Annotated in this window: 26 protein-coding genes; 8 read left to right on the forward strand and 18 right to left on the reverse strand. The window is 63.6% G+C overall.

Features of this window, described 5'->3' with window-relative positions; translation table 11 throughout:
* Window positions 1-34: 34 nt before the first annotated feature.
* Window positions 35-1,120, reverse strand: a complete 1,086-nt coding sequence (locus KBY77_RS00450; RefSeq protein WP_255101660.1) for a calcium/sodium antiporter — start codon at window positions 1,118-1,120, stop codon at window positions 35-37.
* Between the two features lie 241 nt (window positions 1,121-1,361).
* On the opposite strand from KBY77_RS00450, the gene KBY77_RS00455 reads away from it, so the two are divergent.
* Window positions 1,362-3,044, forward strand: a complete 1,683-nt coding sequence (locus KBY77_RS00455) for a SulP family inorganic anion transporter (protein ID WP_255101661.1) — start codon at window positions 1,362-1,364, stop codon at window positions 3,042-3,044.
* 613 nt (window positions 3,045-3,657) lie between these two features.
* Here KBY77_RS00455 and KBY77_RS00460 read toward each other — a convergent pair.
* Together KBY77_RS00460 and KBY77_RS00465 are read right to left on the reverse strand one after the other, a co-directional pair.
* Window positions 3,658-3,807: a hypothetical protein gene (locus tag KBY77_RS00460; RefSeq protein WP_255101662.1), complete on the reverse strand. Its 150-nt coding sequence runs from the start codon at window positions 3,805-3,807 to the stop codon at window positions 3,658-3,660.
* Between the two features lie 105 nt (window positions 3,808-3,912).
* A complete protein-coding gene (locus tag KBY77_RS00465; RefSeq protein ID WP_315856446.1) occupies window positions 3,913-4,182 on the reverse strand; it encodes a hypothetical protein in 270 nt (89 codons plus the stop codon).
* Between the two features lie 49 nt (window positions 4,183-4,231).
* Here KBY77_RS00465 and KBY77_RS00470 point away from each other — a divergent pair, with 49 nt between their 5' ends.
* Entirely contained in the window at window positions 4,232-4,381 is a 150-nt protein-coding gene (locus tag KBY77_RS00470) for a hypothetical protein (RefSeq protein ID WP_255101663.1), read from the forward strand.
* A gap of 25 nt (window positions 4,382-4,406) precedes the next feature.
* On the opposite strand, the gene KBY77_RS00475 is transcribed toward KBY77_RS00470, so the two are convergent.
* The 4 genes from KBY77_RS00475 to KBY77_RS00490 form a co-directional block, all read right to left on the reverse strand.
* Window positions 4,407-5,363: an extracellular solute-binding protein gene (locus tag KBY77_RS00475; RefSeq protein WP_255101664.1), complete on the reverse strand. Its 957-nt coding sequence runs from the start codon at window positions 5,361-5,363 to the stop codon at window positions 4,407-4,409.
* 239 nt (window positions 5,364-5,602) lie between these two features.
* A complete protein-coding gene (locus KBY77_RS00480; RefSeq protein WP_255101665.1) occupies window positions 5,603-6,766 on the reverse strand; it encodes a GTP-binding protein in 1,164 nt (387 codons plus the stop codon).
* A gap of 332 nt (window positions 6,767-7,098) precedes the next feature.
* A complete protein-coding gene (locus tag KBY77_RS00485; protein WP_255101666.1) occupies window positions 7,099-8,679 on the reverse strand; it encodes an iron uptake porin in 1,581 nt (526 codons plus the stop codon).
* 172 nt (window positions 8,680-8,851) lie between these two features.
* Entirely contained in the window at window positions 8,852-9,928 is a 1,077-nt protein-coding gene (locus KBY77_RS00490) for a metal ABC transporter substrate-binding protein (RefSeq protein ID WP_255101667.1), read from the reverse strand.
* Window positions 9,929-10,065: 137 nt separating this feature from the next.
* Between KBY77_RS00490 and KBY77_RS00495 the strand changes: the two genes are divergently transcribed.
* Window positions 10,066-10,761 (forward strand): metal ABC transporter ATP-binding protein, encoded by a 696-nt coding sequence (locus KBY77_RS00495; protein WP_255101668.1) that lies wholly within the window; start codon window positions 10,066-10,068, stop codon window positions 10,759-10,761.
* A 12-nt stretch (window positions 10,762-10,773) separates the two neighbouring features.
* On the opposite strand, the gene KBY77_RS00500 is transcribed toward KBY77_RS00495, so the two are convergent.
* Entirely contained in the window at window positions 10,774-11,187 is a 414-nt protein-coding gene (locus tag KBY77_RS00500) for a transcriptional repressor (protein WP_255101669.1), read from the reverse strand.
* Window positions 11,188-11,258: 71 nt separating this feature from the next.
* Here KBY77_RS00500 and KBY77_RS00505 point away from each other — a divergent pair, with 71 nt between their 5' ends.
* Window positions 11,259-12,053 (forward strand): metal ABC transporter permease, encoded by a 795-nt coding sequence (locus KBY77_RS00505; protein WP_255101670.1) that lies wholly within the window; start codon window positions 11,259-11,261, stop codon window positions 12,051-12,053.
* Window positions 12,054-12,069: 16 nt separating this feature from the next.
* On the opposite strand, the gene KBY77_RS00510 is transcribed toward KBY77_RS00505, so the two are convergent.
* The 5 genes from KBY77_RS00510 to KBY77_RS00530 form a co-directional block, all read right to left on the reverse strand.
* On the reverse strand, window positions 12,070-13,452 hold the full coding sequence (locus KBY77_RS00510) for a hypothetical protein (protein ID WP_255101671.1): 1,383 nt from the start codon (window positions 13,450-13,452) through the stop codon (window positions 12,070-12,072).
* Window positions 13,449-14,162, reverse strand: a complete 714-nt coding sequence (locus tag KBY77_RS00515) for a TIGR03943 family putative permease subunit (RefSeq protein ID WP_255101672.1) — start codon at window positions 14,160-14,162, stop codon at window positions 13,449-13,451. Before KBY77_RS00515 ends, KBY77_RS00510 begins: the two co-directional genes overlap by 4 nt.
* Complete coding sequence (locus tag KBY77_RS00520) at window positions 14,159-15,130, reverse strand: permease (protein WP_255102040.1); 972 nt, start codon at window positions 15,128-15,130, stop codon at window positions 14,159-14,161. The genes KBY77_RS00515 and KBY77_RS00520 overlap by 4 nt, the downstream gene beginning before the upstream one ends.
* Before the next feature lie 193 nt (window positions 15,131-15,323).
* Window positions 15,324-16,037 (reverse strand): TrkA family potassium uptake protein, encoded by a 714-nt coding sequence (locus KBY77_RS00525; RefSeq protein ID WP_255101673.1) that lies wholly within the window; start codon window positions 16,035-16,037, stop codon window positions 15,324-15,326.
* 11 nt (window positions 16,038-16,048) lie between these two features.
* The gene (locus KBY77_RS00530; RefSeq protein ID WP_255101674.1) at window positions 16,049-17,455 is read right to left on the reverse strand and encodes a TrkH family potassium uptake protein; all 1,407 of its coding nucleotides are present in this window, start codon (window positions 17,453-17,455) and stop codon (window positions 16,049-16,051) included.
* Between the two features lie 145 nt (window positions 17,456-17,600).
* On the opposite strand from KBY77_RS00530, the gene KBY77_RS00535 reads away from it, so the two are divergent.
* Together KBY77_RS00535 and KBY77_RS00540 are read left to right on the forward strand one after the other, a co-directional pair.
* A complete protein-coding gene (locus KBY77_RS00535; protein ID WP_255101675.1) occupies window positions 17,601-20,363 on the forward strand; it encodes a cation-transporting P-type ATPase in 2,763 nt (920 codons plus the stop codon).
* Complete coding sequence (locus KBY77_RS00540; RefSeq protein ID WP_255101676.1) at window positions 20,350-21,048, forward strand: DedA family protein; 699 nt, start codon at window positions 20,350-20,352, stop codon at window positions 21,046-21,048. Before KBY77_RS00535 ends, KBY77_RS00540 begins: the two co-directional genes overlap by 14 nt.
* A gap of 43 nt (window positions 21,049-21,091) precedes the next feature.
* Here the strand turns inward: KBY77_RS00540 and KBY77_RS00545 are convergent, their stop codons facing one another.
* From KBY77_RS00545 to KBY77_RS00555, 3 genes are all read right to left on the reverse strand, one after another.
* A complete protein-coding gene (locus KBY77_RS00545) occupies window positions 21,092-21,316 on the reverse strand; it encodes a hypothetical protein (RefSeq protein WP_255101677.1) in 225 nt (74 codons plus the stop codon).
* Window positions 21,317-21,515: 199 nt separating this feature from the next.
* Window positions 21,516-22,811: a hemolysin family protein gene (locus KBY77_RS00550; RefSeq protein WP_255101678.1), complete on the reverse strand. Its 1,296-nt coding sequence runs from the start codon at window positions 22,809-22,811 to the stop codon at window positions 21,516-21,518.
* Window positions 22,812-22,920: 109 nt separating this feature from the next.
* A complete protein-coding gene (locus tag KBY77_RS00555) occupies window positions 22,921-23,412 on the reverse strand; it encodes a 6-carboxytetrahydropterin synthase (RefSeq protein WP_255101679.1) in 492 nt (163 codons plus the stop codon).
* A 48-nt stretch (window positions 23,413-23,460) separates the two neighbouring features.
* Here KBY77_RS00555 and hisIE point away from each other — a divergent pair, with 48 nt between their 5' ends.
* On the forward strand, window positions 23,461-24,141 hold the full coding sequence (hisIE, locus tag KBY77_RS00560; RefSeq protein WP_255102041.1) for a bifunctional phosphoribosyl-AMP cyclohydrolase/phosphoribosyl-ATP diphosphatase HisIE: 681 nt from the start codon (window positions 23,461-23,463) through the stop codon (window positions 24,139-24,141).
* A gap of 131 nt (window positions 24,142-24,272) precedes the next feature.
* Window positions 24,273-24,524, forward strand: coding sequence for a hypothetical protein (locus KBY77_RS16715; RefSeq protein ID WP_399211918.1), 252 nt, complete (start codon window positions 24,273-24,275; stop codon window positions 24,522-24,524).
* Here the strand turns inward: KBY77_RS16715 and KBY77_RS00570 are convergent.
* A complete protein-coding gene (locus tag KBY77_RS00570) occupies window positions 24,521-25,150 on the reverse strand; it encodes a matrixin family metalloprotease (protein ID WP_255101680.1) in 630 nt (209 codons plus the stop codon). The two genes, KBY77_RS16715 and KBY77_RS00570, sit on opposite strands and share 4 nt — an antisense overlap.
* 141 nt (window positions 25,151-25,291) lie before the next feature.
* Complete coding sequence (locus KBY77_RS00575; protein ID WP_255101681.1) at window positions 25,292-25,798, reverse strand: DUF2214 family protein; 507 nt, start codon at window positions 25,796-25,798, stop codon at window positions 25,292-25,294.
* Window positions 25,799-25,978: the final 180 nt, after the last annotated feature.

The following is a 25,978-nucleotide window of genomic DNA, read 5'->3' on the forward strand; positions in this document are numbered from 1 at the left end:
CTTTGGGAACCCTCGCACCCTCGGGCCGTCAAGATCAATTGCCGGTCTCGGCCTGAACGCTTGAGCGGCGCGAATGCTGCCAGACCTGAAAGGCCAGCAGCAGCACCAGCACCGGAACGATGACCCAGAGGGTGAAGCTGCGCAGCGGTGAGGCCAGGGCCGGAACGGTGAGAGGAAGGATCTGCTCCACCAGATAAAGACCGTAAAGGCCCACCAGTAGAACGCCTTCTCGCCGGGAAATCACCCCCCCGGTCCAGAAGATGGGCAGCAGCGCCAAGGTGGTGGCCACCATGATCGGAAGATCCCGCTGGACCATCGCAGGATCCACGTTCAAACCTCGTGATCCAGAGAGGAAGGCGCACCCCCCCAGGATCACCAGCTGGTTCAGCAGGTTGCTGCCCACCACATTGCCAATAGCGAGATCGGCCTTGCCCTTGAGGGCCGCCATGATCGATGTGACCAGTTCCGGCATCGACGTGCCTGCCGCCACGATCGTGAGGCCGATCAGGGTTTCACTGACTCCAAGGCTGAGCGCAATGGCCGTTGCTCCTTTCACCAGAATCTGGGATCCCCAGACCAGCAGGCCGAGCCCGACAGCCAGCTTCACCAACGCCTGCAGGTAGCCGCCCTCCGCTTCCGAGGAATCGATGTCACCGTCACCGCCGCTGGGACCTTCTTCCCGGGCCGTGCGCATCTCCCAGATGGTGTTGATCACGACCCCGGTCAGCAGAGCCAGGCCTGCCTGCCAGGTGACCCTGCCTGTGGAGGCCATGCCCCACACCGCCATCGACACCGCCAGCAGCACCGGCACGTCGCGGCGGATCAGGCGACTGTGCACCCTCAGCGGCAGGATCACGGCACTGATGCCCAGCACCACCAGCACATTGAAGATATTGCTGCCCACCACGTTGCCCACCGCAATATCGTCTGCGCCCTGCAGCGTGGAGAGAAGGCTCACGAACAGTTCCGGGGCGCTTGTCCCCATCGCCACCACGGTGAGGCCGATCACCAGCTGAGGCACGCCGAGCAGCAGGGCCAGGGCCACCGAGCCCTGGACGAACAGCTCCCCCCCACCGAAGAGCAGGAGGATGCCCACGACCACTTCGATCACACTCAGCAAACCGGGCTCCAGCGGGACCCCGATTCTGCCTTGCGATTGAAAGGGCGCAGCATCAATCTGGGCCTCCTGGCAAGGACGACCTTGAGCTGAACCTCTGAGGGTCGCTGTGGTGTGCGTTGTCACCAAGCTGACGGATTGTCACAACCTGGGCCGATCGCCCCCCTCGCCCAGATCTGGGACGTGGCTCTCTCTTAGTGTCCGACCCAACCATTCCAGAGACTTTGTGGCCATAGCCCGCCCGATGAGCTGGTTGAACCAGATCAGTTCACAACACATCAAAGGGGATGTGTTCGGCGGTCTCACGGCAGCGGTGGTGGCCCTGCCGATGGCCCTGGCCTTCGGTGTGGCCTCCGGTGCCGGGGCGGTGTCGGGCTTATGGGGCGCGGTGCTTGTGGGTCTGTTCGCCGCCCTCTTCGGCGGCACCCCCACCCTGATCTCGGAACCCACCGGTCCGATGACGGTGGTGATGACAGCGGTGATCGCCAGCCTGACCGCGAAGGCGTCCAGTCCCGAACAGGGACTGGCCATGGCCTTCACGGTGGTGATGATGGCCGGGGCGCTCCAGATTCTGTTCGGCTTCCTGAAGCTGGGCCGCTACATCACGATGATGCCCTACACGGTGATTTCGGGCTTCATGTCCGGCATCGGTTTCATCCTGATCATTCTTCAGTTCGGTCCCTTCCTGGGTCAGCCCATCCCCAAGGGGGGCGTGATGGGCACGCTCACAGCTTTGCCCCAGCTCATCAGCGGGGCAAGGCTGCCGGAGGTGATCCTGGCGCTGGTCACGGTGGCCATTATCTGGTTGACACCGGCCCAGGTGAAGCGGTTTGCCCCTCCCCAGCTGGTGGCTCTGGTGGTGGGAACGCTGTTGTCACTCACACTGCTAAATGGCGGCAGCGGCCCTGAGGTGGAAGGGATCCGCCGAATCGGCGAAATTCCGAGTGGATTCCCCCAGCTTGTTGTGCCCCACTTCGAGCCAGAACTTTTGCAGTTGATGGTGGTTGATGCCTTTGTGCTCGGTCTGCTGGGATGCATCGATGCATTGCTCACCGCCGTGGTGGCAGACAGCATCACCCGCACCGAGCACAACTCCGACAAAGAGCTGATCGGCCAGGGTCTGGGCAACATCGTTTCCGGTCTGTTCGGTGGCATTGCCGGTGCCGGCGCCACCATGGGCACCGTGGTGAACATTCAGACGGGAGCAAGATCCGCTCTCTCGGGCATCACCCGTGCCCTGATTCTGATGGTGGTGATTCTGGGGGCATCAGGGCTGGCTGCTTCTATCCCGATGGCTGTGCTGGCTGGCATTGCCTTCAAGGTGGGCATCGACATCATCGACTGGAGTTTCCTGGGCCGCGCCCACCACGTCTCGATGAAGGGGGCTGTGATCATGTACGGAGTGATCCTGCTCACCGTGCTGGTGGATCTGATTGCAGCGGTCGGTGTGGGCATCTTCGTGGCCAACATCCTCACGATTGAGAAGATGAGTACCCTGGAAACCAAGTCAGTGAAGGCGATCAGCACCGCCGACGACGATCTCAACCTGCCCGAGAACGAGAAGGCTCTGCTGGATCAGGGAGGCGGCAAGGTGCTGCTGTTCCAATTGATCGGTCCAATGATCTTCGGTCTGGCCAAGACCATCTCCCGCGAGCACAATGCAATCCAGGACTGTGATTCGATCGTATTTGACCTCAGCGAGGTTTCGCACATGGGGGTCACAGCCTCACTTGCCTTGGAGAATGCCGTCAAGGAGGCTATTGAGAAGAAGCGCAATGTCTATCTGGTGGGGGCTGAAGGTAGCACCCTCAAGCGCCTCAAGAGCATGAAGGTGTATGGCCTGCTGCCACCCGATCATGTGGAGCTGAGCCGGGTAGAAGCCTTGGCCGATGCTGTCAACTCCCTACCCAAGGTCGGTATCGCCTGAAACGCTGTAAGGCCTGACCCCTCACTGGAGTGGGAAGTTGAGGGCTTGAACTTAATGGTCCCATTGAGGGCCTTTACTCAAGGGGAACGGGGAAGGAGGAGTTCGCCGGGCCCCACCCAAACCACTGAATGGATCAGATCTGCGTTTAATGCCAGATCACCCGCAGCAGGACATAGCCATCGCTGATCAACAAAGTTGTTCCAGTCGGTAACACCTAGTTGGGCTTGAGTTGAAAAAATGGACATTGTCCAGAGTTGAGTGGAGGCATCACTGGACATCAGCGTTATGGAGGGACTCATCCAAGGAACCAAAAGACAGCCTGGTTTGCAGAGAGCCAGCCTGTAACAGCTTCTCGTGTGATTGGCAATTGGCGATCGGTGGTTGGCGATCGGTGGTTCGCGGTTAGTGGTTGGGCAAACTTAGAACCGCCTCAATACCTTGGGGAGGCTGATTCAGACAGGATCGACAATTCCCGGGATCAACCCGGATAATCAATCAGTCGATGTTCTGCTGCAATTTCAGATACAAAAAAACCACCGGTGGCACTGGACACCGGTGGCAGGGTGGAGGGACAGCGGATTGGGCCCCTCGGGTGGGACCGTGAATTACGCGCTCAGTGCCCTCGGGATCTGGAGACCCGAACCGGGACCAGCACGGGTTGCATCATGCCTCCACCGCCGTTGTCGTCGTCGGAATTGGTGGTGAGCCAGAAGGCCAGGCCGAACAACGCGAGAACGCTGGAGGCAAGCAGCAGTTCGGCCATCGATCGGGCTCAGAGTCCCCATAACCTAGCCAGAATCCATGGTCTTGCTGTGACCGATGCTGCGATTGGGTCGGTACAACCCGATTGCCCGCCCACAGGGGTGTGTTACTTTGAGTGGTTGCGCTCCATCAGGGCCACTGCCCGCACCAGGGGAGCATCAGAACTGAAGAAGGGCTGGGTGACATTGTTGGTCATCCCTTTGATCCAGGCCCGGGTGGAGGCTTCACCACGCTGGATCATCTGGTCGGCCACCAGTGACTGATTGTAGGGACTCTGGCGATTTCGCAAGCAGAGTTGTCCTTTCAACGCAAGTTTGGCCAGTTCAGCATAGGTGCGGATTGTTGCCGGATTGACCCGTTCTGGGTTCACCACCACCCTCCCCACCCATCAGCAGCAGGGTGCCCCGGATCTGGGCAATGCCGTCGTGACCAAGTCCGATCGCATCCGCTGGAGGGCTCGTGACGGCGTCTCGAACCAGAGCCAGCAGCGGCAACAGGGCAAGGAAACAGATGGGCAGGACGGCAGCAACGAGAAAGAGACAGGTGCTCTTGCCTGGCGTCCTGGCCACGAATGAATGGCTGTGGAAGGCGAGTGCGTACCTACTTCCAGTTGGCCTGTTGCATCAGCTGCACGGCTTCGCGGTTGCGCTGACCGAGCTGCTGGATCGTCACCGGAGTGGACCTGAACGTGCCGAAGCTTCGCAGCGTGGGGTTGTTGCCCCATCCCTTCACGGGATACTCGTTGTTCGCCCTGGCGTATCCCTCGCCCGCGGTGGGGGAGGAGAGGAACTCAAGCAGCTTGCGGGCCCCTTCCGGATTGCGGGACGATCTGGTCACCCCGCCGCCGGTGATATTCACGTGTGTGGGATCGACCCACACCACCTTCACCTTCCGGGCGTTCGCCTTGTCGGTGGCGTTGTCGGAGTTGAGCAAGCGGGCGAGGTAGTAGGTATTGGCCACGGCGGCGCCGCACTCACCCTGGCCCACGGCACGCACCATGGTGGTGTCGGAGGTGAAGAATGGCTGCTTGACGTTGGCGACCATACCCTTCAGCCAGCGCTCGGTGGTGGCTTTGCCCGCCCGCTGCAGTACATCGGCTGTAAGGGACTGGCTGTAGACACTGGCGCGGTCGCGCATGCAGAGCTTGCCCTTCAGCTCCGACCGGGCGAGATCGCCGTAGGTGCGGATCAGATTGGGATTCACCTGCGCGGGATTGACCATCACCGGCCGTGCCCGGCGGGTGAGAGCGAACCAGTGGCCGTTGGGGTCGCGCAGATTGGCCGGCACGTCTCTCCTGAGTGCAGCCGAGTTGATCGGGCGGAACAGATTCAGCTCCTGGGCTCTGACGAGGCGAGCTGCATCCACAGTCACAAGAACGTCGGCGGGGCTGTTGGCACCTTCTCGGCGCAGACGCTCAATCATTTCATCGTCCTTGCCTTCGATGAGATTCACCCGAATACCAGTTTCACGGGTGAACTGCGCGTAAAGCTCCTTGTCGGTGTTGTAGTGGCGGCCCGAGTACACACCGATTTCAGAACCTTTGGAGGCCTGGGCCAATTCTCCGCCAATCTCTATGGCAGCTGCCTGTGGAATGGAATCAGCGGCCGTGATGGAGGCGGTGAGAACGAGCAGACCGGTTACAACCTGCTGGATTGAACGGGAACAGAGGGGCTTTGTCAAGATTGACGGCGGGATGGAACGCCTGGACGACGCCTCAACCGTAGAAATGACCGAGGCTCTGGCCTCGCTTCAATGGAACAAGACTTGGTGATCATTGTGACCTGATCAGATGTGATTTAGGCAAATCCCCGGCCCGGGTCCTTGGCCACGCAGGCCTGAAGCTGGCGGCGCAGGCGCTGGTGATCCAGATTCTTACCGATCAGGACCAGCTGGTTCTTGCGCTCACCATTCCAGTCAGAGTCGTCAATCGAGAAGCGTTTGCCAGCCAGGTGGAACACATGACGTCGCTCGCTTTCGTTGAACCAGAGGATGCCCTTGGCCCTGAACACCTCCGTGGGGAGCTGATTGTCCAGGAAGTTCTGGAATTTGCGCAGAGCGAAGGGTCCGTCGCTGGAAAATGAGAGCGAGGTGAACCCCTCGATGGCGAGATGGTCTGCCGGATGCTCGGAGGAACCCTCTTGATGCTCATGGCCATGATCGTGGCCATGAGCATGGCCGTCATCGTGGTTGCAATGACCATGATCGTGGTCACAGTCGCCGTGGTCGAGATGATCGCCTACCTGGGCTCCAGCGACTGCAGATACGGTCGCGTCGCTACTGGCCACCGCCCGGTCGGACTCGAACAGGCCCACGCTCAGCAGTAATGGCAGGGCCACGTCTCCCTTGACTGAGCGCAGGATGCGGGCATCTGGTTTGAGGTTGCGCAGCAGAGCTTCCAGCTGCTGCAGTTTCGTCTCCGGCACCAGATCACACTTATTGAGCATCAGTATGTCGCCGTAGATAACCTGGGCACGGCCCACTTCGCTTTCAAAACTGCTCGCTTCGAAATTCTCGGCATCGATCAGGGTGATGATCGAATCGAGGCGGGTGCTGTCACGCAGCTCGCTGCCCAGGAAGGTCATCGCCACCGGTAGAGGGTCGGCCAGGCCGGTGGTTTCCACCACAAGATAATCAACGGGCTCGGGGCGCTCGAGAATCCGCTCCACTGCCTCCAGCAGCTCTCCGTTGATCGAGCAGCAAATGCAGCCGTTGCTGAGCTCCACCATGTCTTCACCGGTGGCGATGATCAGGTCGTTGTCGATGCCGATCTCACCGAACTCATTGACCAGAACGGCGGTCTTGAGGCCGCTCTGGTTGCTGAGGATGTGGTTGAGCAGGGTGGTTTTGCCGGCCCCGAGGAAGCCCGTCAGGATCGTCACCGGCAGACTGGTGGGGCTCTGATCCTCCACCACCCCCTTGGTGGGAGAGGACGCGGGACGAGCAGGGGCAGTGCGGGCCATCACGGGCAAGCGGGGGCGACATTCGCCTGATCCGGGCAGTCTGGCGCCAAGGCCGTCGATGGGGCAGGGAATCCAAGGGGCAAAGCACGAGCGTGCCGCGTAACTGGCAAGTCAATAGAGCGAGTTTGGCGCTCCAGTTCCCGGCCAGGCCAGCGGGCACCAGGCTTGGAGTCTTGTCTCCACCGCACTTGCCTCATCGCTGTTACGGAGGCCGGTGTCGGCTCGGTTGCGAAAACCAGAGCCCTGCCTGGCGAACCAAGGCAGCTGTCCCAGCCGGTGACAGCACCATCAGCAAGCAGCATTGCCCGCTGGGCCAGGACCAACGGTTGGGCTCAGAACGAGAAGCTGGTCTTGACCAACCCGCCCAATTGGCTGAATGAGCTGTCGCTGGGGGTGTCCTGGCCGAGGGGACGGCTCAGATAGAACAACGCCGGGGTGATCGAGATGTTGTCGGTGACCTGAAGCTTGTACCACCATTCCCAGACGAAATTGCCGTCATCGGGGCTGTCGCCTCCGGTCAGAGCCGTGGCAAACACCGGCTGACCCACCGCCATGCCCAACGTATTGCCCTTGAGCAGCACATCGGCCCACTCCAGACCCACCATCCACGACTGGCTGGCGCTCAGTGCCCCGCTTCCGGGATCTGAGCCATAGGAGGTGGTGCCATATCCCCAGCCGGCACTGATCGAGGGGATCCAGCCCGATGTTTCAGGCTGCCAGTAGCCGCTGAGTCCGAAGGCATTTGTGCGGCTGGAGGAAGGAGCTTCGAATCCAGCTGTGGCGAACGGTGTGGCCCCTGGGATGGCCACGCCGTTCTGGATGTAGTTGTAGATGGCCGCCACAGCCCATCGATCGCCGGCGTAGGCCAGCTGAGCGGTGCCGGTGCTCTGACTGTTGCCGTTGCCGAGTCCACCACGGCTGGAATCACCCAGGAAGCCGGTGGCGGCCACATAAGCGGCGCTGATACTCCAGCCGTTGCTTTGCCACCACAGGCCTGCGCCGGGTCCGGCGTTCTTGCTGTAGTTGACCGGACTTCCGTTGAGGAAAAAGAGATTCAGAATCGGTTCAGTGACATAGGCACTCGGCCAGATCGCCAGCATGTCCTCCTGCCCGAGCCTGCCGCCGATTGTGGCGGTGAAATTAGTGCTGATCGGGAACTGGTAATAGAGTTTGTCGATCCCGAGGGAGTCGGGGCCCGATGCTTCCTCGAAGGCAATCTCCAGGGTGGAGAGGTTGCCGGTTGGCCCCGCGCCACCGAAGGCACTGGTGCCGAAATTGCCGGCCCGGAGTACCGTCCGCAGAAGATCTTTGCCGGTGAAGCTGGTATCGAGCACCAGCTGCAGGTCGTAGCTGAAGGTGGTGGCGCCAACTTCCCGGCTGGCCTCATCCCGCAGATCGGTGGCACTGCCGCTGAAGGCATTGGCACCCAGCACGAACGTGGCATACCCCGAAAGCTTGGTGGTGGTGGAGAACTGGTTGGCCTCCAGCTCACCGACCTTGGCCTCGAGGTTGTCGACGCGGCCGCGCAGGATGGCGAGCTCCTTCTCGAACTCCTTGAGCAGACGGCGCAGCTCATCGGTCACCTCGTTGATCCGATCGAGGCAGGCGTTGAGCAGAGCGGCTGCTTCCCAGCGGCTCAGCGGCTTCTTGCCGCGGAAGGTGCCATCGGGGTAACCGGCGACGCAGCCGTAGCGCTCGATCAGGTTGGAGAGTGCCTGGTAGGCCCATTCGGTGGGCTGCACGTCGGAGAACTGGGTGATGCTGGTGACCTGGTCCAGGCTGTTCTGACCTGGGCCGGCGGCGTACTGGTTGATGCCGTCCAGGTTCATGGCGATTGCGGAGGCACCGAACGGGGCCACTGGCGCCAGCACGGCAATGGCCGCAGGGGCGATCCGGCGAAGCAGGGAGGGCATCATCGACTTGAAAGCTCTGAAGAAAGAACTGGAAGAAATGGCCTGACAGACAAGCCCCATCTCCAATTAATCTGAGAATGATAATGGCTCTCAGTGTGGTGTGCGGCTGACAAGACCGGTTAGCGCTCTGGCCAGGGCTCTGCTGCGGTGCCCATCTCTTCCCGGCTGGGTCTCAGCTGATCCGCGACCAGGCCCACACCAGGGCCTCGCCGCCCTTGCGGTCACAGGTGCCGCCCCAGCCCTCCACGATCGTGCAGGTGTTGCGCACCAGGGTGGCCATCAGGCTGAGGGGGCCATCAGGCCCTATCGCCAGACCATCGGCGGCCAGGGGCACTGAGGCGATCGGCACGCCGCTGAGCTCGCTGATGCGCTGGAGAGTCTTGGCAGGAGGGCTCTGCTCCGCGAACAAGCGAGGGGTGGAGCCGGCCTGGAGAACGCTGATCACCTGGCGGAATCCCTCCGGCCGCAGGGCATCGCTGGTGCTGGTGGCATCCACCAGGGGCAGCTCCTTCAAGCCGTAGGCCTGAGCCAGGCTGGCAAAGGCGCGGTGGCTGCTGGCCAGAGCGGGCCAGGGCCTGGGGATTGCATCGAACTGCGCCCGGTTCCAGGCATCGAGGCTTTCGAGCTGCACGGCCATGGCCTTTGAACGCCGCTGCATGGCCTCGGAGGCGGTGGGATCGAGGCGGCCGAGCTGGTCGGCGATCACTGCAGCCATGGCCGCCGCCTGGCGTGGGTTGTGCCACACATGGGGGTCGTAGTCACCGTGGTCGTGACCAGCGCCATGGTGGTCTTCAGCGCTGTGGTCGTGGTGGTCTGTGGATTCGCCGCCGCTGACTGGCGTGAGCCTGAGGGGCTGGGGGACGGCCTGCTCGGAAACCGCCACCGCCCCCGGTAGAGCTGAGAGGGCTGGGGTGAGGTCGAAGCCGCTGATCAACAGCAAATCTGCGTCGGTGATCTGGGCCTTCTGGTCGGGTCTGAGCCGGAAGTCGTGAGGATCATCGGTCGATTGCAGCAGACAGCTCACGGCCAGTTCGCCACCGGCCAGCCGCTGGGTGAGATCGCAGAGCACCCCATCGGCGGCCACCACCCGGGGCTGACCTGTGGGCGGGGTCTTGCTGGCTGAGGTTGAGGTGTCCGGGCCCCGGCTGCAGGCCAGCAGGGAGAGTCCAAGGCCGGCGAAGACCAGCAAAAACGCCGGGTTGAGCGGGTGGCGCTGATCGGCGAGCCGGGAACCAGGGAACGGGGCCAAGACTCACCGATGCCAATATTCGACGATAACAGTTCTCATTTCTGATGCGTTCAGCGTTTGCCTTGCGCCGGCCTGATGGCTCCTTCGCGCTCCGGTCATCGGTAGGTTGCGCCAACCCATCCCCCGTGCCAGTGCCGATGGCCCTCGAAGTCCGCCATCTCAGCGTGCGCCGCGGCGAAGGGCTGGCCCTGGAGGACATCAGCTTTCGCCTTGAGCCCGGCACTCTCACGGCTCTGGTGGGACCCAACGGCGCGGGCAAGAGCACCCTGCTTCAAGCGATCGAGGGCCAGATCCCCCTGCTCTCCGGTGAACTGCTGCTTGACGGCGCACCGCTCACCCCCCGACTGGCTCGGCGCCAGCTGGCCCTGATGCCCCAGCGTGGTGAGATTGCCTGGCAGTTCCCGATCAGCGTGCGTGAGCTGGTGGGTCTTGGCCGGCTGGTGGCCGCCCGACCCGGCTGCTGTGCCGTGGAGGCGGCCCTGCAGCGTGTAGGCATCGATGGCCTGGCCTCACGCCGCCTTGATCAGCTCTCCGGCGGTCAGCAGCAACGCGCCCTGCTGGCCCGCCTGCTCGTGCAGCCCGCCTCGGTGTTGCTGCTGGACGAACCCTGCGCCGCAATAGATCCTCCCTCGCGCACCCAGCTGCTGCAGGTGATGGGCCAGTTGCGGGATGCCGGCTTCATCCTGCTGGTGAGCAGTCACGACTGGGGCCACGATCTCGACGCCTACGACCGCGTGCTGGTGATCGACCGCCGGCTTCTGGCCGATGGACCCCCGGCCTCGGTGCGCCATTCCCTTGGCGATTTGCGCCTGGGAAACCATCGCTGCGGCTGAATGGGAGCTTATTCAGTTGTCCTCAGGGGCGGATTGGCGACAACGGGAGCAGCGGCCGAAATACTCCAGGGTGTGGAACAGCAGCTCAAAGCCATGGGCTGCCTCGGGTTGCGGCTGGATGCCATGCATCGGACAGTGATCGAGCGGCAGCGTCAGGCCGCAGGAAACGCAGGTGAGGTGGTGGGTGTCCCGCTCCCTGGGGGCATAGAGGGCCTCACCGCTGGGGAGGTGGCGACAGCGGGCCAGGCCCAGGCGCTGAAGCTGGCGCAGGTGCCGATAGACCGTGGCGAGCCCGATCGGCTGTCCGTTGAGGCGCAGGCGCTGATGCAGGTCCTGGCCGGAGAGCTCTTCGGAGCTCTCTCGCAACATCGCCAGCACGCTTACCTGCTTGGCGTTCAGCTGCTGAGCGGCTGCCTCGGATTCCATCGGTGTCTGCTCGGGCCCCTGGTCGGGATCCTATGCAGACCGGTTCATTCGCTTCGCCCCGCAGCCGCCCGATGAGCCCGACCTGGTGGATGCTTCCCCTGACCCTGGCCCTGCTCAGCGGCCTGCTCTGCCCCCTGGCGGGCACGCTGCTGCTCGTGCAGGGGCGCCTGTTCCAGGCCAATCTGATCTCCCATGCGGTGCTGCCTGGCCTGGCGGTGGCCATGGCGCTGGGCATCGACCCAGGGCTGGGTGGTGTGGTGAGCGGGGTGGCCGGCGCCCTGCTGGCGGAGCGGTTCAGCCGGCCCGGCAGCTCCGGTGGACGCGGCGATGAGGCGGTGCTGAACACCGTGCTGGCCGGATTCCTGGGTCTGGGGGTCCTGTTGATCCCCTTGCTGCGGATCCGGGTGAACCTGGAAGCCGTGCTCTTCGGAGATCTGCTCGCGGCCGGACTGCCGGATCTGCTGCGCACCGGCCTGTCACTGCTGGCGGTGCTGTCATTGCTCAGCTTCCGCTACCGCCAGCTGGTGTTTCTCGGCGTGGACCCCCTGGGCGCAGCCAGTGCCGGGCTGGCGGTGGGGCGCCTGCGCCTGCTGCTCACCCTTGTGACTGCCCTGACAGTGGTCAGCGCCATGACGGCCGTGGGGGTGGTGCTGGTGATCGCCCTGATGGGGGCTCCGGCACTGCTGGCCCTGCAGGGGGCGATCAGCCTGCGCCAGGCCCTGCTGCGGGCGGCGTTGATCGGCGCGCTGCTGGCTGGCGGCGGCTTTCTGCTGTCGATCCAGCCCGCCATCAACCTGCCTCCTGGGCCCCTGATCGGAGTGCTGAGCCTGCTGCTGCTTCCCCTGGTCCTGAGACTGCGGCGCTGAGCAATGTCAAGGCGACTCAACCTGGAGGCAGCCAGCTCACCTGACGCACCGGACCCTTGAGCATGGTCAGCTCAAGGCTGGTGGCATCGATCAGGGCAGCCTGGGGTTCAGCTCGGGAGCTGCCCGGCGCAGGTCCTGGGAGTTGCAGGGGGCGCAGGGCCAGCAACAGCCGATCGGTGGTGGGGTCGTAGCTCAGCCCCGTGCCCGGCTCCAGTTCCCAGCCCACCAGACTCTGCCGTCGTTCGCCCCCATCGCGGCTGAGGGCCAGCACGGTGAGCACGGGCTGCTCGATTCCATCCAGCAGCAGGGCCCAGACCCGATCTCCACCCCTTGAGCAGGCGCTGGCGAGCAGTGCTTCCTGGCCCAGCCAAAGGGTTTTCGGGGCCTGGGCCGGCTCCACCAGCTCCAGGGAGCGGCGGAAGTCGGGCCAGTGGCGGGTGAGCAGAGCCCGGCCCGCCACCGGGCAGAAGCTGCTGAGATCGCGGCTGCCGGGCAGGAGCTGGCGGCGGGCCGGTCGCGGCGGCAGGGTTCTCAGAGCCAGGCCATCGGCCTCGGGCACGATCATGGCTCCTCCCTGGGGCACCAGGGCGATCGGTCCACGGGGGTCCAGCTCCAGACTCCGGCGGCTACCGCCGCGCTCCCACAGCACCACCTCCTCCTGAGGGGGCTCAGGCCCCAGGGCCTGGGCTGCTGCCTGAACCAGCAGATCGCCACTGGCATTGCTGCTCAGGTTGGCAAATACATAAGTGTGGGTACTGAATGGCTGCAACCGCCCCGCCCGGGCTGAGCCAAGGTCGCTGGAGCGCCTGGCCAGGTGGTTTCGCTTCAGCTCGAGTCTCCAGACCTGGTGTTCCCCCTGCTGGTCCCGGCTGACCAGGCCAAGACCCGAACCATCTCCCAGGGCCACGGTCTGAGTGATTGCCGGCCACACGGGCGTCAGCGGTGTCCAGGCCCCAGCGGCTGTGCGCAGACGGACCTGCTCGCCCCCATCCACCGGGACCACGGCCAGAAGGTCGGGGCGGGGATCCCAGAACCAGCGCTGGACGGGAAGGGACAACCCTCGCTGGTCGAGGCCAGCCAGCCGAAGCTCAAGAGGTTGTTCGATGCGAGCCCCAACAGCCGGCAACAGCAGCAGGGGGTTGCCCTCCCCCTGGATCGTGAAGGGAAGCGGCGGTTGCAGCTGGCTGCTTTTGGTGAAGCTGGAAGCCCGCATCGGCCGGCTGAAGCGCAGGCTCAGAGCCGCCGGCCCGGAGCTGGCGCTTGCCTGGCGCAGTTCCAGAAGGCGCGGCGGACGATGCCAGAGAAACTGCTGCTGCAGCAGCGCCACGGCGGCGGCGGCGATCAGCAGCAACCTCAGGCGCTTCTGCCGACGCCACCAGCTCAGGGGCGTCGGCTTCATGGCTCAAGCGGCTGGCGGGGCCGGGGGATCGGCACCACACGGCTGGCCTTGACCGCACTGCGCTGCCGGCCGCCGATGGTTTCGCTCACCATCACCCCCTCCAGCCGCAGCCACTCGTCAGGGCGGGGTCGGGGCTGATCGGGGGGCCAGCGCACCGGCAGCCCAACAGGCACGGCATCCACCAGGCAGCAGCGCACCAGCAGGCGCGCCAGGTGGGGCTCCTCACCTTCGATGGGAAGGACGAAACCGCTGATGCGTACGGGATCACCTGCGTAGAGACGCGGATCCGGCTCGCTGCGCAGCAGGCGCACCCAGTCGGTGAGGCTGCGTTGGGCCGGAGGGAGCACAAAGCTGAGGCCCGGTTCCTCCAGCAGGTTGGCCTGGCGATTGGCGGCCAGATCGGCAAAGGAGGGACGGGGGGGCAGGGCCAGCACGGCCAGGGCAGCGCCGATGCTCAGCAGGGAGGTCCAGCGCCCGCTCGTGCGGCTGGCATCCCGCCAACGGCCGCTCAACTCCACAGCGGCCAGCAGCAGCAGCAGGAGTCCACTGGCCCAGACGAGCGGATGGAACACGGCCCGAAGGAGCAGATCGAGTCGTCCGCTCAGGTAGCTCTGCAGCAGCGCGACGCCCCACAGGCCCAGGGCCAGAGCCTTCAGGGGGCCCGGGGCCAGGCGCCGGAGCGTCAGGGAACGCTGGGGCCTGGATCTCAAAGCAGGATCAGGTTGACCCATTGGCCGATCAGCAACACCACAAGGGACGCCGCCCCCGCTGTGAGCAGGATGGCGCGGGGCCGCAACAGGATGCTGAACAGCCCAACCAGCTTGAGATCCATCACCGGCCCCAGCAGCAGGAAGGCCAGCACAGCACCCGGGGTGACCTGGGCGGCAAATCCCAGGGCAAGAAAGGCATCCACGCTGGAGCACACCGACACCACCAGGCTGAGCAGCATCAGGCTCAGAATCGAAAGAGTGGGAGCACCGCCCACCGCGATCAGCCACTGGCGAGGCACCAGGGTCTGAACCAGGGCGGCGATGGCACAACCCATCACCAACAGCAGGGCCAGCTCCAGAAACTCGGCGCCGCCGTGGGAGAGCACCTGGCCGAGGGGGGGGCGACGGCTCGATCCCGCCACAACTGACGTGGCGCCGCCGGCCGGAGCACCGATCAGGCCACTGCGGCGCTCCAGCAGGGTCACCTCTGCCAAGGGTTGGCTCAGACGCCGTTCCTCCAGCAGAGCCGGCTGCAACAGCTGGCTGTCGGGAAGGAGCCGCAACAGTGTGGCCAGAGCCACGGCGATCAGCACGGCCCCCAGGGGCCGTGCTGCCAGCAGCCAGGGCTGATCAGGAAAGGCGGCCCAGGTGCTGGCCAGGACGATCGGATTGAGCACAGGAGCCGCGAACAGAAACCCGAGGGCGGTGGCGATCGGCGCCCCTTTCACCAGCAGATGACGGGCCATGGGCACGTTGCCGCACTCACAGGCGGGCAGGGCGAAGCCCAGTGCCGCCCCGCTCAGGGGGCCCAGCAGCGGGTGGGCAGGCAGGGCCCGCACCCACTTCCCCCCGGGGCTGATCCAGCGGGCCAGGCTGGAGAGAGCCACCCCGATCAGCAGAAAGGGCATCGCCTCCACCAGTAACGCCTGAAACAGAGCCCAGGTGGTGGCCAGCCGCTCCACACCCATCACGCGAAGGTCGAGGAATCTGTGATCAAGGAGCGAGCGCCACCGCTCCAGCAGCATGTCATCAGCATTCACCAAAAAGTTTGAACTGCCCGGCCTGGAACCAGCTGGTGAAGCTAAGGCTGCGGCTTACTCGCACTCAAAGGGTCTGTGGCCCCACTCGAGAATGCAGAGATCAGTTGCATCAAGGCCCAGCTCAGCGGGAGGGCAGAGCCTTGAGGGCTTCGCCAGATCCCATCACAACAAGTAATTCGCCCTCTTTCAGGACATGGGACGCCGGTGGGTTCACAGTCAGCTGGTTCTCTGGACCGACAGCCAGGACGGTGACGTTGTGATTCTTGCGCAAATTCAGTTCACGCAGAGACTGATTGACAAAGGCCTTTGGCACACGAATTTCCTCGATGCTGTTGCGGTCATCGAGCCGTAGCCGTTCGAGCATGTTCGGACGAACGAGCTCCAGGCCAAGCCGGTGGCCCTGCATTTTTGATGGATAGACCACTCGATCAGCTCCGACGCGCTGGAGCATCTTCATGTGAAGATCACTGGTGGCACGGGAAATCACCTGCTTCACCTTCGTGCCATCGCTATGTTTCGCGATCAAAGTGGCGGTGATGCTCGCTTCGATGGGTTCGCTGATCGCCACAACAACAGTGTCAACCTCCAAGGCCCCTGCTTCACGTAGAGCCTCCTCATCCGTGCAGTCCACAACCCTGGCTTCAATCGATGGGTCGATCAGGCGCATGGAATCGATGGCTCTCTGATTGGCATCGATCGCCAACACCGTTGCACCGTTATGAATGAGCTCGTCACAGACCGCTGATCCAAACCGGCCAATACCGATGACCGCAAAGGTTTCGAACGACGTCGATCCATCGGGGGCCCATTGCCACCACGCATTTTTTGATGTCATCGGTTCACAATTCAGATGAAGACCTCTTCGCGGGGGTAGCCGACCCTGGACTGGGGTCTGCTGCCGTAGAGGGCTGAGAGCAACAGCATGATGCCCAGCCGACCCACGAACATCCCCACCATCAGCACCAACTGACCCCAGCGATTAAGGTTAGCGGTCACTCCCACATCCAGTCCGACGGTGCCGAAGGCCGACATGCAGGTGAACAGCTTCTCAAGGAAGCTGTAGGCCTGGTGGGCAGTGGGTTCTCCTCCCGCCGTTGGTCCAAGTCCAAGCAGCAGAGTCATCAGGATCACGAACAGGCCTGATGCCAGGGCCACGCCCACGGCCTTGAGAACGATGTCCCCGGGAATCTGGTGCCTGCGGATGATCACCTCCTTGCGGTCTTCGAGGGTGGAGCGGGTGGCACCCATCAGAACCGCGAAGGTGGTGGTCTTGATGCCACCGCCGGTACCGCCGGGGCTGGCACCGATGAACATCAGCACGATCATCAGCAGCAGGCCCGCATCGGAGAGCGTCTCGATCGAGAGAGGCACCGTGTTGAAGCCTGCCGTGCGAGTGGTGATCGATTGGAAAATGGTGACCTGCAGCTTGTCCCAGAGAGTGAGGGTATTGATGACTCCATCGGGAGCGAACTGTTCGGTGAACAGCAGTCCCAAGGCCCCGATCACGATCAGCAGCAAGGTGCTGCGCAACACCAGCCGAGTGTGCAGACTCAGTCGGCGGATCCGTTGGAGCCGGAAGCGCTTTTCCCAGAGGTCATTGGTGACGCGCCAGCCAATGCCGCCGGTGACGATCAGACTACCGATGACACCATTGACGACTGGGTTACCTTTGTAGCCAACCAGGTTATCGCTCCAGAGGCCAAAGCCAGCGTTGTTGTAGGCACTGATGCAATGAAACATCGCTGCCCAAAGCCTTTCGCCATGGTTGCTGATGTCGGTGAACCCGAAGATGTAGAGAATAAGTGTGCCGACCCCCATCACGCAGCCGGCGGTGATCAGAATCCGATGAAATGTGGGGCCGATGCCCCCGACGCCGAACTCATCTAGCGCCCGGCCCTTGTCGAGGCGTAGACGCAGGCCGGATCGACCTTGAACGAAACCCTGAAGAAAGGTGGTGATCGCCATCAGGCCGAGCCCGCCGGTGATGATCAGCCCGGCCAGCGTCACCTGCCCAAAGAATGTGAGGTCCTTGCCCACATCAATGATCGACAGACCCGTCACCGTGATCGCCGAGGTCACGGTGAACAAAGCCTGCCAGAGCCCAACATCATCGCTGGAGCAGAGCGGCGAAGCCAGCAGCAGGGTTCCAACAGCAATCACCAGCGCACCTGTGACCACAGTGAACTGGGGCACCGTGAGTCGGTGACGCCACAGCAAGAGGCGGGTCCAAAGGTGATCAGGAGATCTGGACATCACCGCGCCAGGGCCCTTGTCTGCCAACCGATCGCCCACTTCGAACAGTGATTGGGAGATTAGTGGAGAGGCTGGATCCTGCAGTTGGGTGGCTGGAATCTGGAGCCAGAAAGTAGCCTGACCACCCCAGAAGCTTTATTACGCCTTGATCAGCCCTGTCGCCCCTGCCTGGCACAGCCTCGAACCCCAGGCCTGCCTGAGAGAGCTTGATGCCAGCGCCGAGGGCCTGAGCACGGCCCAGAGCGCCGAACGACTGGCCCGACTGGGCCTCAACCGGCTGGAACTGGCGCCAGGCCGCAGCAACCTGCGCATCCTCTGGGACCAGCTCAGCAACGTGATGCTGATCATGCTGCTGGCCGTGGCGGCTGTGTCGGCCGCCATCGCCTTCCAGGCGCAGAAGTTCCCGAAGGATGCGATCGCCATCGTGCTGATCGTCGGGCTGAACGCCCTGCTGGGCTACATCCAGGAAAGCCGCGCCCAGAATGCTTTGCTGGCCCTGCGCCAGATGGCCCAGCCTCTGGTCACGGCGCGGCGTGACGGCCACTGGGAGCGGATTTCGAGCGAACAGTTGGTGCCCGGCGATCTGATCCGCCTGGAAGCGGGCGATCGGGTCCCCGCCGACGCCCGGCTTCTGGAAGTCGCCGAACTGGGCCTGCGCGAGGCGGCTCTCACTGGCGAGGCCGAAGCCGTCTTCAAGAAGGCCGATCTGGTTCTCGATGCCACCACCCCTGTGCTGGAACGGCAGAACTGCGTTTTCCAGGGCACCGAGGTGGTGCGGGGGCGGGGCACAGCCGTGGTGACATCCACAGGCATGGGCACTGAGCTGGGCCAGATCGCCGAGCTGATCAACACCGCCGGGGGCGAAACCACGCCTCTGCAGGAACGGCTCGATGGGCTGGCCAACGTGCTGGTGGTCTCGGCGCTGGTGCTGGTGGCGCTGGTGGTGCTGGGGGGCTGGCTGCTTGGTCAGCCGTTGCTGGGCCTGCTGGAGGTGGCGCTCAGCATGGCGGTGGCGATCGTGCCGGAGGGCCTGCCCGCGGTGATCACCGTGACCCTGGCGATCGGTACCCAGCGCATGGTGCAGCGCGCTGCTCTGATCCGCCGCCTGCCGGCGGTGGAGGCCCTCGGCTCGGTCACGGTGATCTGCACCGACAAGACCGGCACACTCACCTTGAACCGCCAGGTGGTTGAGGAGCTGCGCTGCGGCAATCAATCGATCGCCGTCAGCGGCCAGGGCTACGACCCCCATGGCTCCTTCTCCGCGGCCGAGCTCGCCGCCCCCGAGGGGGCGGCAGCGGGCATCACCCCTGGAGCCAGGGACCTGCTGCTGTCGGCCGGTGTGCTCTGCAGCGACGCCGAGCTCAAGAAGGCAGAGGACGGCAGCTGGGATGTGCTGGGCGATCCCACCGAAGGAGCTCTGGTGGTGGCCGCCGGCAAGGCCAAGCTGGATGGCTTCGCCATGCGCAGCCGCTACGAGCGCACGGCGGAGATTCCCTTCAGCTCCGAGCGCCAGCTGATGGCTGTGTGGGTGCAGGACAGAGACGGCACGCTCCAGGCTCCGCTCGGGGAGGTGGCGGCCGGCTCCAGCACCCTGGCGATCGGCAAAGGTGCTCCCGAGGTGATCATTGGCAGCTGCGACCGCTGGATCTCAGGCTCGGGTGTGACCGCTCTCTCTGATCCTCAGCGTCAATGGTGGTTGGAGCAGGCGCGCACTCTGGCCGCTTCCGGCCTACGGGTGCTTGCGTTCGCATGCGCGCCTCACCATCACAGCCCCGAGCTTGAGCTCGACCATCTGGTGCTGCTGGGGCTGATGGCCCAGCTCGATCCGGCCCGCCCGGAAGTGGCCCAGGCAGTGGCCCGCTGCCGGGAGGCGGGCATCCGGCCGGTGATGATCACCGGCGACCATCCCCTCACCGCCCGCGCCATCGGCCAGGGCATTGGCCTGGTCGATGGAGATGCCGAGGTGGTGCTGGGCCGGGAGCTCGAACAGTTCGACGACATCCGGCTGCAGGAGACCGTCAGCCGCTGCAGCGTCTATGCCCGAGTGCCGCCCGAGCAGAAGCTGCGCATCGTCAAGGCACTGCAGGCCAATGGCCAGGTGGTGGCCATGACCGGTGATGGCGTCAACGACGCCCCGGCGCTGAAGCAGGCCCACATCGGCGTGGCGATGGGCATCACCGGCACGGAGGTGAGCAAAGAAGCCTCCGACATGGTTCTGCTCGATGACAACTTCGCCACGATCGTCAACGCAGTCGAGGAAGGGCGGCTCGTTTACGCGAACATCCGCCGCTTCGTGAAGTACATCCTTGGCAGCAACGTGGGTGAGCTGATCACGATTGCCTCGGCCCCTCTGCTCGGCCTGGTGGGCTCTCCCCTCTCCCCCCTCCAGATCCTCTGGATGAACCTGGTGACCGACGGTGTTCCCGCCCTGGCGCTGGCACTGGAGCCTGGGGAGGAGGGTCTGATGCAACGGCCTCCGGCTGAACCTGGCGAGTCGATCTTCGCGCGCGGGATCGGCAGTTACATCCTGCGCATCGGTGTGGTGTTCGCTGCGATCACGATCGTGCTGATGGTCTATGCCTTCAGGTCTGGGGCTCCTTGGCAGACGATGGTGTTCACCACGCTCTGTCTGGCCCAGATGGGCCATGCCCTTGCCGCTCGCAGCGATCTCCCCTTGGTGCAGGTGAATCCGTTCTCCAACCCCTGGCTGATCGGAGCCGTCGTACTCACCTCTGCCCTGCAGATGGCCCTACTCTACGTGCCTGTCCTATCGAACTTCTTCGAGACGACGCCACTGAGCCTTCAGGATCTGGCCATCTGCATAGGGTTCAGCTTCCTGTTCTTCCTCTATCTGGAGCTGGAGAAGATCTGGCGGCTGTGGCGCCGCCGCGCCCATGCCGATGCCTGAGCTGCTGCTCGGCTCCCTTGTCCCGGCGGGAAGGTTGCAGCAGTGGGCCGAAGCGTTTCTCACGCTGATCGGTGACACGGTCGAGACCAATCCCGCCCAGGGCTATCTGCTGATCGGCCTGGCGCTGCTCCTGGAGAACGTGATCCCGCCGATTCCGTCAGAGCTGGTGATGCCCCTGAGCGGCTTTCTGATTCAGCAGGGCAAGCTCCAGTTCATTCCCGTGGTGGTCGCCGCCTTGATCGGCACCGTGCTCGGGGCCTGGTTCTGGTACGGGATCGGACGCCTGGTGAATGAGCAACGGCTGGAGCATCTGATCGGTCGCCATGGCCGTTTGATCGGCCTCAAGGCTGCTGATCTGGCTCTTAGCCGGCGCTGGTTTGCCCGCCATGGAGCGGCCGTGGTGTTCTGGGGTCGACTGGTTCCTGGTATCAGGCCATTCGTTTCCATACCTGCCGGTATTGAACTGATGCCTCAACGGTCGTTTCTGTTCTGGACTAGTGCCGGAAGCCTGCTCTGGATCCTGGCACTCGTTAATGCTGGCCTCCTGCTGGGGGACAACTACCGCCAGATCCTCGACTGGATTGCGCCCTTGACCAGCCTATTGAGCCGCCTTGTGCTGATGCTCATCGCTTTGGCAACGGTCTGGCTCGGGGTCCGTGCTCTTCAGCGAAGCTCCAGACGCTGAAGTCTCTGCTGAGGCAGTCCGCCCAGAGGAGCTCTGGATCCAATCACTCACCTTCTGACTGCTCCGTCGACGGACGACCGTCATGGTCGCTGAACGTATTGTTGGGGGCGAGCAGGGTTATAAGCCCAGCACTCATCATCATAACGAAAAGCAAGGTGACTGCGATGAGCTTCTTGCCAACTCCTATGTTTTGCGGCACTTCAGCCACAGGTTGACCACAATCCACACAGATAAACTGGCCCTTCCCCGAGCTTGCTTTGGTGATCATGCGGCAGCCACAACGTTGACAGGGCACGACAGATGAATGCACTCACACCCTCAGACTATTGCAGACCTGCCGTGGTATCTGCTGCTTCAACCGCAACCAATAATTGGGATATTCATGGCCTGTCTTCAGCCATCGACGATTCATCACTGGCTCGATGGGTAACCTCATATCACGTTGTGATCCCCTATTCCTGACGTGATCACTTAACGACAGGAGGCGTCACAAGGATCTTGTCAACGCGCTTGCCATCCATATCCATCACCTCGAAGCGATATCCTTGCCAATTGAAATTGTCGGATGCCTTGGGGATACGCTCCAGGGCATGGATCACGAATCCAGCCATGGTGTGGTACTGCCGCTGTTCATCTGAGCCGAGAAGTTTGCTGCCGATCCGATCATCGAAGTCATTGATGTCGAGGCTTCCGTCCACCAGCCAACTGCCATCATCGCGGGTAACGAAGGAGGGCCCCTCTTCGTCTTCCAGCGCGGGCAGGTCCCCGACGATGCCCTCCATCAGATCATTGAGCGTCACGAGACCCTCAACCCCACCGAACTCATCGGTGACCAGGGCGATGTGTATGCCGGTGCGCTTGAACTGCTCCAACACCGTGAGGCACCGGATCGATTCCGCCACATAGAGCGGCGGCTGGCAAAGCGCTTCCAGATCGATGGGGTCATTGCCCAGGTGGGCGTTGAGCAGGCTGCGCACTCGAACGATACCAATGCAGTCGTCCAGACTGCCTCGGCCTACGGGGAAACGGGAGTGGTTCGACTCCTTCACCTCCGTGAGATTCTCCTCCAGGGATGACTCCAGATCCAGCCAACGGATCTCGGTGCGCGGCGTCATCATCGTCTTGATTGTGCGATCCCCCAGCCGCAACACCCGTTGCACCATGTCGTGCTCACTTTCCTCGAAGACACCGGAATCGGCTCCCTGGCGGATCAGGGCCTTGATTTCCTCCTCGGTGATGTCGGGTTCAGCGGAGGGGTCCACGTTCAGGAGCCTCAGCACAGCATCGGTGGAGATGCCGAGCAGGTGCACCGCCGGAGCACTCATTTTGGAGAGCGTGCGCATGGCGGGTGCAATGCGGCAGGCGATCCGCTCCGGATTGGCCAGGGCAATGCGCTTGGGCACCAGCTCGCCGATCACAAGGGAGAGGTAGGTGATCAGGGCCACCACCAGAGTCACAGTCAATCCTTCGCTATATGGCTGCAGCGCCTCGATCCCATCGAAGATGGGTCTGAGCTGCTGCGCCACCGTGGCCCCGGCAACGGCACCACTGAGGATGCCGATAAGGGTGATGCCGATCTGCACCGTCGAGAGGAAATCGTTCGGCGATTCCGCCAGGCGAAGGGCCGCTCGAGCAGGTCGGCTCCCTTTTTCGGCCAGCTGCTGCAGCCGCAGCTTCCGGGCTGAAACGACGGCGATTTCAGAGCCTGAGAAGATCCCGTTGGCGATGATCAGCAACAGGATGAAGAGGATCTCGAACGCCAAGCAGGGATGAAGACCCAATCGGGGTCATCAATCTACCGGGTGGATCAGGTCATGTCCTGGCTGTTGTGGGTTGTAGCCCAGGTGTGGCCAGCTAACAGCTCCACATCCATCATGGCCTGTCCAGGAGGAACCACTCGGGGGATGCCTCATAGCAGGCGGCGTTGCGCTCATTTTCGCGTGCCTCCACCTTCCAGCAGCAGCTGCGGCCGTCGTCGCGGGCGCGCAGGAGCTCATTGGCCCAGCCCCAGACCAGCTCAGCGCTGCTCTCCATCCCCACGTTCTCCATCACGCGCAGATCGAGGGCTCCTTGATCATGCAGCGTGCGCCACTGCTCCAGCAGCGGGTCATCGGCATTCACCAGAAAAGTGTGATCGAACTGCCCGGCCAGTTGGGCCTCCAGCTCCTTTAGGCCTGAGAAGTCGACCACAAAGCCGTTGGCATCCAGCTGGCGGGCGCGGAACCAGCAGGTGAAGCTGCGGCTGTAGCCGTGCACGAAGCGGCAGTGGCCCTGGTGCCGCCACTGGCGGTGGCAGCAGGGGTAACCGCTGAACTGTTTCGAGCAGGTGAACAGGTGCATGGCCGGGATGGGAGAGGATCTCATCAGCCGGACTCCCCTTCCTTGGAGGCATCATTTCAGCCCCCCAGACCGATCGCTGCCGATTCCGCCCCCTGGCTTGATCAGCTGCGCTTCGATGGGGCCGGCCTGATCCCCGCCATCGCTCAGGACTGGCTCGATGGGGCGGTGCTGATGCTGGCCTGGATGAACCGGGAGTCGATCCAGCAGACCCTGAACACTGGGGAGGTGCACTACTGGAGCCGCTCCCGGGCCGAGCTGTGGCACAAGGGCGCCACCAGCGGCCATCTGCAGCGCCTGAAGGGGCTCCGCTACGACTGCGACAGTGATGTGCTGCTGCTGACGGTGGAGCAGGTGGGGAATGTGGCCTGCCACACGGGTACGCGCAGTTGCTTCTTCACCGCGGCTTCCAGCCAGGGGACCACCGAGCCGGGTCCTGCTGATCCACCTGCTGACGCCTGCAGCGAACTGGCCCGGCAGATCCAGGACCGCCGCGATCAGCCAGTGGAGGGGAGCTACACCAATCGCCTGCTGGAAGGGGGTGACAACCAGATCCTCAAGAAGATCGGCGAGGAGAGCGTCGAGTTCGTGATGGCCTGCAAGGACGACGAGCCCGATGGAATCGCGGGAGAAGCGGCCGATCTGATCTTTCATCTCCAGGTGGCCCTGGCCCACCACGGGGTCGACTGGCGCCGGGTGCTGGAGGTGCTCGCCGCCCGACGCGGCGCTCCGCGCCGGAGCCAAGGGCACGAATAGGGTCGGAGGAACCGAGCCTGTCCCCCTTGCCTGCTTCGCCCGAGGATCCTGCCGCTAACTGTGGAGGCCGCCCACCTCTACTCGCCACCGGTGTGGCCCCACTGGGAATCATCTCGATCGGGATCGTCCCCATGGGCGTTGTGGCCATTGGCGTGGTGCCGATGGGGGTGATCAGCGTCGGAGCCGTCTCGATGGGTCTGGTGTCGGCTGCGGTGGTGAACATGGGTGTGCTCACCGCAGGAGTGACCACCATGGGCGTGTGGTGGGCCGGCCTCGCGGGCCATGGGCTGGTGCGGCTGAACAAACCGGCGTCGCCGCCGATCTCCTTGCCGGTGGACCCTGCCAGGGATCCTGTCCACCAACATCACCAGAACATGCCCTAAGGCGGTTGCCCGAAGCGGCTGGGCTGCTGGTACAGCCAGCGCACGGTGGCCCGGTCGCGGGCAGTGAGGCTGAGCACTGGCCGGGCACCGGGCACTGCCGCCATGGCATCGGCAGGCTCGTCGCTGTGGCCCCAGAGCCCGATGGCGTGGCCAAGCTCGTGCAGTGCGGTTGCTTGCAGGGCTTCAAGGCGCTGATCGGGGCTTAGCAGAACGACAACGCGGGGCTCCAGGCGCCAGGCAGCCTGGCGCTGCACCTCCAGCACCTCCAGCAGGGCCCGGCCATGGCTGGCACGGCGGCGGCCCTGGGCATCAAGGAGCGGCGGACGGCGCCGCTGGACCAGGATGTGGGCCTGGTCGGGATTGCTCACCATCACCAGGGGGAGTTCAGAGCCCCAGCTGGCCAGGGCGCCAGTGACGGCCTGCTGCCAGCGTTGTTCGAAACGGGAGCCGGGGGCGGACTCCCCAAGAGGCTGAACCCACACGCACCAGCGATGAAGCCGAGGCCAGCCCCAGGGGGTGGCCTCAAGCATGTGGCGGTAGTCGAGGCCGCTGGGGTCTGCAGCTGAAGCCGCGTCAAGAGCCGCTGGGGAAGACGGTCTGGCGGGGGGGCGGCTGTCGTTGGCCACCGGGCAGATCTGCTGACTCTCAGGTCCTGCACCGGCTGGAGCTGCTCCAGCAAATGGAACTGCCAGGAAGATCCCGATCAGGCTCAGAACAAGCCCTTCTCGATGACACCTGGAAGAAAGGACGGCAGGCACGCAGCAGCCTCAGCCCGGCAAGCCAACGCCTCGGGCCATCAGTGTGGCCAGCAGAGGAATGGTGGCGAAGCCAACGAGCTCGATGTTGAGAATCCAGCCCAGACGGCTGGCCAGGCCCTGGCTGACCTTGGGCAGCTCTCCCTTGCGCAGAGGCAGGGCCCAGAGGATGTAGGTGACAGTGGGGTAGAGCGATAGGGCCCCCACCGAGAGGTATACCCCAACCTTCCACCAGAACAGGGGATTCTCGGTGTAGAAGCTGCTGCCCTGGCCGTAATGCAGCACCCGCAGGATGCCGCTGAGCAACACCAGCAGGGCAGCGATCCCGTAAACGATGTCGGTGATCACCATCGTGATGGCCACCGAACGATCCGGATCCGGTCGGATCAGGCGGCGCTCCAGGACCAGGGCCCCGAAGCAGACCATGAAGCTGAGGTAATGGACATAGGCCACGGCCGCACTGGGCAGCACACCGGTGGGCAGTACCAGAGCGGCGGGCAGATGAACCAGTGCTGACATGGCCAGGGCTGTGCTCGGTTGACGCCATGACGGTAGCGAGACAGGGGAAGCACTGAGCCACCAGCCGAGCTGATGGATTCAATGGGAAGTCCCGGAACCAGAATCTGAATGAATTCCGAATACCGAAGCAAGTTGGAAGTTGGAAGCCTTTATGATGATTTTGAGAGAATTGAATTTTCG

This window comes from Synechococcus sp. Cruz-7E5 (genome assembly GCF_024345995.1).
Classification (GTDB): Bacteria; Cyanobacteriota; Cyanobacteriia; order PCC-6307; family Cyanobiaceae; genus Regnicoccus_A.